Origin of the sequence: uncultured Candidatus Puniceispirillum sp., from assembly GCF_963979125.1 — a bacterium.
Taxonomy (GTDB): domain Bacteria; phylum Pseudomonadota; class Alphaproteobacteria; order Puniceispirillales; family Puniceispirillaceae; genus Puniceispirillum.
Genome location: NZ_CAXBVX010000099.1, coordinates 1 through 7,305, shown reverse-complemented (window position 1 = coordinate 7,305; position 7,305 = coordinate 1). Strand labels below are relative to the sequence as shown.

Annotated in this window: 5 protein-coding genes and 1 pseudogene; 4 read left to right on the top strand and 2 right to left on the bottom strand. The window is 51.9% G+C overall.

Annotated features, from left to right (window positions below; genetic code table 11):
- From ABNT28_RS09100 to ABNT28_RS09085, 4 genes and pseudogenes are all read left to right on the top strand, one after another.
- Window positions 1-236: pseudogene (locus ABNT28_RS09100) on the top strand (sarcosine oxidase subunit beta); the annotation flags it as partial.
- A 17-nt stretch (window positions 237-253) separates the two neighbouring features.
- Window positions 254-625, top strand: a complete 372-nt coding sequence (locus ABNT28_RS09095) for a sarcosine oxidase subunit delta (RefSeq protein WP_332924831.1) — start codon at window positions 254-256, stop codon at window positions 623-625.
- Window positions 625-3,666: a sarcosine oxidase subunit alpha gene (locus ABNT28_RS09090; RefSeq protein ID WP_348721436.1), complete on the top strand. Its 3,042-nt coding sequence runs from the start codon at window positions 625-627 to the stop codon at window positions 3,664-3,666. Before ABNT28_RS09095 ends, ABNT28_RS09090 begins: the two co-directional genes overlap by 1 nt.
- Window positions 3,659-4,282 carry a sarcosine oxidase subunit gamma family protein gene (locus ABNT28_RS09085; protein ID WP_332924833.1) on the top strand — a complete coding sequence of 208 codons (624 nt, stop codon included), beginning with the start codon at window positions 3,659-3,661 and terminating at the stop codon, window positions 4,280-4,282. Before ABNT28_RS09090 ends, ABNT28_RS09085 begins: the two co-directional genes overlap by 8 nt.
- Before the next feature lie 20 nt (window positions 4,283-4,302).
- On the opposite strand, the gene ABNT28_RS09080 is transcribed toward ABNT28_RS09085, so the two are convergent.
- Together ABNT28_RS09080 and ABNT28_RS09075 are read right to left on the bottom strand one after the other, a co-directional pair.
- Window positions 4,303-5,856 carry a trimethylamine methyltransferase family protein gene (locus ABNT28_RS09080; protein ID WP_332924834.1) on the bottom strand — a complete coding sequence of 518 codons (1,554 nt, stop codon included), beginning with the start codon at window positions 5,854-5,856 and terminating at the stop codon, window positions 4,303-4,305.
- A gap of 38 nt (window positions 5,857-5,894) precedes the next feature.
- On the bottom strand, window positions 5,895-7,305 hold a 1,411-nt coding region (locus tag ABNT28_RS09075; protein WP_348721435.1), incomplete at its 5' end, for a glycine cleavage T C-terminal barrel domain-containing protein.

Genomic DNA, 7,305 nt, shown 5'->3' with positions numbered 1-7,305 from the left:
TCGTTGATACCTGTCCAGACGCATCACCAATTATTTCAAAAACCGATATTGACGGGTTGTATTTCGATTGTGGCTGGGGCACTGGCGGCTTTAAAGCCACACCGGGATCAGGCCATGTTTTTGCCGATCTGATTGCCAATGACCGACCCAACAAGATTGCCGCACCCTATTCGCTTGACCGCTTCCAAACCGGATTGCTGATTGACGAACATGGCGCTGCTGGCGTGGCACATTAGGGAACAGGAGACCGACCTTGCTGATTATTGATTGTCCCCATTGTGGCCCGCGCGAAGAAGCCGAATTTGCCTGTGGTGGTGAAGCCCATATCGCCCGCCCCTTAGCCGAAAACAGCATCACTGATGCCGAATTCGCCGATTATCTGTTTCTGCGTGATAATCCCAAAGGGTTGTTTCTGGAACGCTGGCGGCATACGGCCGGATGCCGCCGCTGGTTCAATGTGGCGCGCGATACGGTAAGCCATGAGATCGTTGAAATATACCCGATGGGAGCATTACCAAAAAGCAAGTCTGCAGCCAGCACCTTTAAAAATAGCTGGCGGCGCCATAGCCCAGCCGAAAAAGCAGCAACGCCAAAGACAGTGGCCAGCAAAGGGAGAGTTCGGTAATGGCGTTTGGAAAGACAAAAACACCTGCACCGCAACCATGTCGCAAGGCTGACAATGGGCGGATTAAACGTGCCAAAAGCATCAGCTTTACCTTTGATGGTAAAGATTATCAGGGCTATGAGGGGGATACGCTTGCTTCGGCCTTGCTGGCCAATAATGTGCATCTTGTGGGGCGCTCATTCAAATATCATCGCCCGCGTGGCATTCTGTCAGCTGGGTCGGAAGAACCAAATGCGCTGATCCGCCTTGGCAAAGGCGCTTATGCCGAACCAAATCTGCGCGCTACCCAGATCGAATTATTCGATGGGCTTTATGCCGAAAGCCAGAATCGCTTTCCATCATTGGACTTTGATGTGGGCGCGGTAAATTCGCTTCTTGCCCGATTTTTTCCAGCCGGTTTTTACTATAAGACCTTTATGTGGCCAGCATCATTATGGATGACCTATGAGCATGTGATCCGTAATGCCGCCGGCCTAGGTAAAGTAGCCGATGACCATAATGACCCAGATCGTTATGAAAAAACCAATGCCCATTGTGATGTTCTGATCGCTGGTGGTGGTGCCAGCGGCCTGATGGCAGCTTTGCAAGCAGGACGCAGTGGTGCCCGTGTTATTCTGGCCGATGAACAGAATGAATTTGGCGGCTGGTTGCTAAGTGAGAATGAAGTCGAGATTGACGATGAGCCAGCCAGCGCGTGGATTGCCAAGACCGTGGCCATATTAGCCGCCATGCCCGACGTGACCTTGCTGCCGCGCACTACGGTTTTCGGCTATATGGACAGTAACTATCTGACGCTGAATGAACGGGTGACGGATCATCTGGGTGAACGTCCAGCGCATCTGCCACGTCAACGTTTGTGGAAAGTTCGTGCCAAGCAGGTGGTTCTGGCGCAAGGCGCACATGAACGCCCATTGGTCTTTAGCGGCAATGATCTGCCTGGTGTAATGATGGCAGGTGCCGTACGTAGCTATATCAACCGTTATGGCGTTGTGCCAGGCAACCGCACTGCTGTCTTCACCAATAATGATGATGCGTATAAAACCGCGCTGGCCCTTCATGAATCCGGCGCTTATGTGACGGTGATCGATTTGCGCCCAGACCCGCGTGGGGCATTGATAACAGCCGCAAAGCGGGCTGGTATCGATGTTTTGACTGGTCATGCGGTAACGATTGCGCATGGGGCGAAACGGATCGCGCGTATCGAAGTGGCACCTGTCAATAAAGATGCCACCAAGGTGGTTGGCGATCAGCTTCATCTTGATGTCGATCTGCTGGCAATTTCGGGGGGATTGTCCCCTGCCGTGCATTTGCATTCACAGGCGCGCGGTAAATTACAATGGGACGATACAAAGCTGTGCTTCAAGCCTGCAAGCGTGCATGAAGCCTGTTTCAATGCTGGTGCGTGTAATGGCACTTTTGATCTGGCCAGCGCGATGAAAGACGGTATGCGAAGCGGCACCAAGGCAACGATTGCCGCCGGTTTTAAATGCGCGGATGTTGATATTCCGTTTGTTGATATGCCCAAGCAAAGCTGGCGGCCATTGCCAGCGTGGAAAATCGCCAATGGCCATGATGCCGGAAAAGGCCCTAAAGCCTTTGTCGATTTTCAGAATGATGTGACCGCAACGGATATTGGCATAGCCGCGCGCGAAGGCTATCAGTCAGTCGAGCATCTGAAGCGTTACACCACTATGGGTATGGGCACCGATCAGGGCAAAACGTCAAATATCAATGCGTTGGCGATTCTGGCGGATGCGCTGGGTAGCGAAATTCCCGAAGTGGGCACAACAACCTTTAGAATGCCCTATACGCCAACCAATATAGGTGCGATTGCGGGCCGCGATATTGGCACCTTGTTTGACCCGGTAAGAGTGACCTGCATGGATGACTGGCATCGCGCCGCCGGTGCCAGATTTGAGCATGTTGGACAATGGATGCGCGCATGGTATTATCCGAAAGAAGGCGAAAGCATGTCGGATGCGGTTAATCGCGAAGTACGCGCCGCCCGGGTAAGTGCCGGTATCCTTGATGCGTCAACGCTTGGCAAGATTGATATCCAAGGCAAGGACGCTGCCGAATTTTTGAACCGTATCTATACCAATGGCTGGTCAAAGCTGGCGATTGGCAAATGCCGCTATGGGCTTATGCTCAAGGATGATGGCATGGTGATGGATGATGGCGTCACCACACGGCTGGGTGAAAATCATTTTCATATGACCACAACAACTGGTGGCGCGGCTGGTGTTCTGGACTGGATGGAAGAATGGCTACAGACCGAATGGCCGGACTTGGATGTGTATCTGACCTCGGTCACCGAGCAATGGGCGGTTGCCACCCTGTCAGGACCAAAGGCCGCTACGATTTTGAAAGATGCGCAGATCGATATTGACCTGACGCCAGGCAATTTCCCGTTCATGTCGATGCAAAAATGCCATATTGGCGGTATTCCCGCGCGGATATTCCGCATTTCCTTTACTGGCGAGCTGTCGTTTGAAATCAATGTTCATGCACGGCATGGGCTGGCGCTGTGGACACATTTGATGAAGGCTGGCAAAGCCCATGATATTACCCCCTATGGCACCGAAGCCATGCATGTATTGCGTGCCGAAAAGGGCTTTATCATTGTCGGGCAAGAAACCGACGGGTCAGTGACACCGCATGATCTGAATATGGACTGGATTGTGTCCAAACAGAAAGCCGACTTTATTGGCAAGCGAGCATTAGCACGGCAGTCAATGGCGCTGGAAAACCGTAAACAGCTGGTTGGTTTGCAAACCAAAGATCCAAAACGGGTGATCCCCGAAGGCGCGCATGTCGTGGTTGATCCAAATCAGCCAATGCCAATGGAGATGCTGGGTCAGGTTACATCGTCTTATTATTCGCCAAATGTGAACAGGTCAATTGCCATGGCCATGCTGAAAGGTGGCCATAAAATGATGGGCCAGACTGTTTATCTGCCGATGCTGGATGGCGATGTCATTGAAGCCGAAATAACCGATACCGTGTTTTTTGATCCAAAGGGAGAGCGTATCGATGGCTAATAATGCTGTTCAAATTCATGCTGTTCAAATTCCAGGACGCACCCCCATGTCGGGACGCGATTCTGTAAATCTGCCTAATCCAGATGGTGGCGATATCGGGCTTCACATGCGCGAGCTAAAGCATCTTGGCAAATTGAATATCCGTGGTGGCAAGGCGATCAATGCGATTGTCAATACAGCCACCGGATGTAATCTGCCACGTAACGCCAATAGCTATGTGTCGGCAGGCGAACGACATGTTGTATGGCTGGGACCAGATGAGTTTTTGATTCTGTGTGAAGCTGGTAAGGAAAGCGAATTACACGGCATCATCACATCGGAAATCAAAAACGGGCAGCATGCCGCGATTACCAATGTCACCGATAGCCTGTGTGCGTTTCACCTGTCTGGCCCAGCTTTGTTGAAGGTATTGGCAAAGGGATGTGCGCTTGATCTATATCCAAGCCAGTTTAAGGCAGGTAACGCCGCCCAGACATTGTTATCGCATGCCGCGGTCACGCTGATGGCGATGCCAGATGGCAGCATGACAATTTTGTGCCGGACAAGTTTTGCCGCCTATCTGCTTGACTGGATGACCGATGCCGCATTGGAATATGGGTTTAGCTTTAAAGGCTAGATAAATATTTTGGTGAGTACCTAGAAATCGCTGTCGGGCAGGTCTTCCATGCGGGTGGCGATAAAGGCGCGTAATTCTTCAGCCTTGGCCGGATCAAGGGCCGGTGCCTGATAGGAATCCAGCATCTCGACAACACGTTTGCGCGCGCGTTCGTTGCTGTCGATCGACCCTTCGGCTGACCATTGCTCATAGGTCGTGTTGTCAGCCAGTTCGGAACGCCAGAAAGCGGTTTCGAAATTCGCCTGCGTATGGCTGGATCCCAGAAAATGCTGACCAGGGCCGGTTTCGCGCAACGCATCCATCGCCTGACCATTTTCACTGACATCAATGCCCGCAACAAGATCCTGCATCATGGTCAGCTGATCCGCATCAAGCAATAGCTTGGCATAATCGGCTACCAGACCGCCTTCCATCCAGCCGCCAGCATGCAGAACGAAATTAACCCCGCCCATGACCGTGGGAATGATCGTATGTGTCGATTCATACGCCGATTGCGAATCAGGCGTCTTTGACCCGGTCAATGATCCACCCGAGCGGAACGGCACATTCAACCGCCGCGCCAGTTTGGCACAGGCATAAAGCACCTTGGCAGGTTCCGGCGTGCCAAAGGTTGGAGCGCCTGTCTGCATCGACATCGAACTGGCAAAACTGCCAAAGATGACCGGAGCGCCCGGATTAACCGCCTGGGTAAAGGCAATGCCGCTGATCGCTTCGGCAAGTGTCTGTGCCAAGGTGCCAGCAACGGATACTGGCGACATCGCCCCTGCTAGAATGAAGGGCGCTGTAATGACTGCCTGATTGTTACGCGCATAGACTTTGAGTGCGCCCAGCATCGTATCATCCCATGTCATTGGCGAATTGGCGTTAATCAGACTGGTGACAACGGTGTTTTCGGCAACAAAATCGGCACCAAATAATATTTTCGACATTTCGACTGTATCGTTAGCGCGGCTAGGCGCCGTGACCGACCCCATATAGGGCTTATCAGACAGGCTTTGATGCGCATAGATCATTTCAAGGTGACGCTTGGTAATCGGCACATCAACTGGTTCGCACACGGTACCACCCGAATGATGAAATCCGGGGTGCATATAGACCAGCTTCACGAAATTACGGAAATCTTCTATGGTTGCATAGCGGCGCTCGCCTTCAAGGTCGCGGACAAAGGGCGGGCCATAAACCGGCGCAAAGACTGTCTTGTTACCGCCAATTTCAACCGAACGTTCGGGGTTGCGCGCATGCTGGGTAAAGCTGGATGGCGCGGTGGCGCATAGCTGGCGGGCAAGACCACGCGGGAAGCGAACACGCTCGCCTTTAACATCAGCGCCAGCATTACGCAGAATATCAAGTGCCTCTGGATCATCACGAAAATCAATGCCAATTTCTTCGAGAATTGTTTCGGCATTATGTTCGATTATTTCGGTGGCTTCCTCGCTTAAGATATCGACCGGTTCAATATGCCGGGTGATAAAGGGGGCTGATTTGCCACCCGCACTTGCCGCCCGCATCTGGCGACGCGCATCACGGCCGCCACCACGACGACTTTTTCTTTCACTGGCCTGTGTTTCAGACATTATCTACCCTCGCCTTTATACATTGCCATCACCTTTTATTAAGCGCGCAGTTTTTCGTTATCCGGATCGTAAGGCGACTCTTCAATGACAGTCACTTGCAGGCGTTGATCCAGCACATCAATGAGTAAACCGGTACCAACAGCCGCCAGATCAGGTCGCACCATAGCAATCGCCAATGATTTATCAAGCCTGAAGCCATAACCGCCGCTTGTCGCCCGTCCGATAACAGTGCCATCAGGCGTCATGATCGGGTTATTGCCAATCGCATCAGCATCAGTTGTGTCATGCACCTCTAATGTGACAAGCGTATTCTTAAAGCCATCAGCCTGCCAAGCGGCCAGATTTTTCTGACCTTTGAAATCACCCTTGTTTAAATGCACAAAGCGCTGCAACCCACTTTCAAGGGCGGCATATTCAATCGACAATTCGGTACCAACAAGTCGGTATGATTTTTCCAAGCGCATCGCATCCATCGCACGGATACCAAATGGCTTGATGCCAAATTCGGCACCTGCCTTCATGATCGCATCAAAGATGTGATTCTGATATTCGATGGGGTGGTGCAATTCCCAGCCAAGTTCACCAACAAAATTCATCCGGAATGCCATTGCCGGTGCCAGACCAACATCAATCATCTGACCGGATAGCCATGGAAAAGCTTCGTTGTTGAGATCAGAACGTGTGATCTTGGCAAGAAGATCACGCGATTTCGGTCCGGCAAGAACCAGAACACCAACTGCATTGGTGATGTTATCAAAGCGCACCGACCCATCATCTGGCATGTGCTTTTTAAGCCAGTCATGGTCAAGGCGCTGGTTCGCACCTGCCGATACAAGATAGAAGCTGTCAGCACTTTCACGTTGGACGGTAAATTCAGAATGGACACCGCCCCGATCAGTCAGCGCGTGACACAAAGCAACACGGCCAATTTTCTTGGGTAATTTATTAGCGACAAGATAGTCCAGAAAAGCTTCGGCACCGGGGCCAGACACACGCGCCTTGGCAAAGGCACTCATATCAAGAAGGCCAACATTTTCTGAAACATTTTTAACTTCATTGCCGACATGTTCAAACCATTTGGAACGGCGGAATGACCAGTCATCAACAGCCTCAACACCGTCAGGGGCAAACCAGTTCGCACGCTCCCAGCCAAATTTCTGGCCAAATACTCCGCCAAGTGCCTTTAGCCGATCATAGCAAGGCGCAGTACGTAAGGGGCGGCCTTCTTCGCGCTCTTCATCCGGATAATGGGTGGTAAAGACATTCGCATAGGCTTCTTCATTCTTGACCTTGAGGTAAGATTGCGTTGTGTAACTGCCGTAACGACGTGGATCAACGCCAAGCATATCAATGGTTGGCTCGCCTTCGACGATCCATTCGGCAAGCTGCCAGCCAGCACCACCAGCGGCAGTGATGCCAAAGCTGTGCCCTTCAGATCGGAAGAGCACA

Excerpts from the sequence above, each read along its gene's own strand:
- ABNT28_RS09080 (WP_332924834.1), bottom strand. The coding sequence starts at position 5,856 with ATGTCTGAAACACAGGCCAGTGAAAGAAAAAGTCGTCGTGGTGGCGGC.
- ABNT28_RS09090 (WP_348721436.1), top strand. The coding sequence starts at position 625 with ATGGCGTTTGGAAAGACAAAAACACCTGCACCGCAACCATGTCGCAAG.
- ABNT28_RS09085 (WP_332924833.1), top strand. The coding sequence starts at position 3,659 with ATGGCTAATAATGCTGTTCAAATTCATGCTGTTCAAATTCCAGGACGC.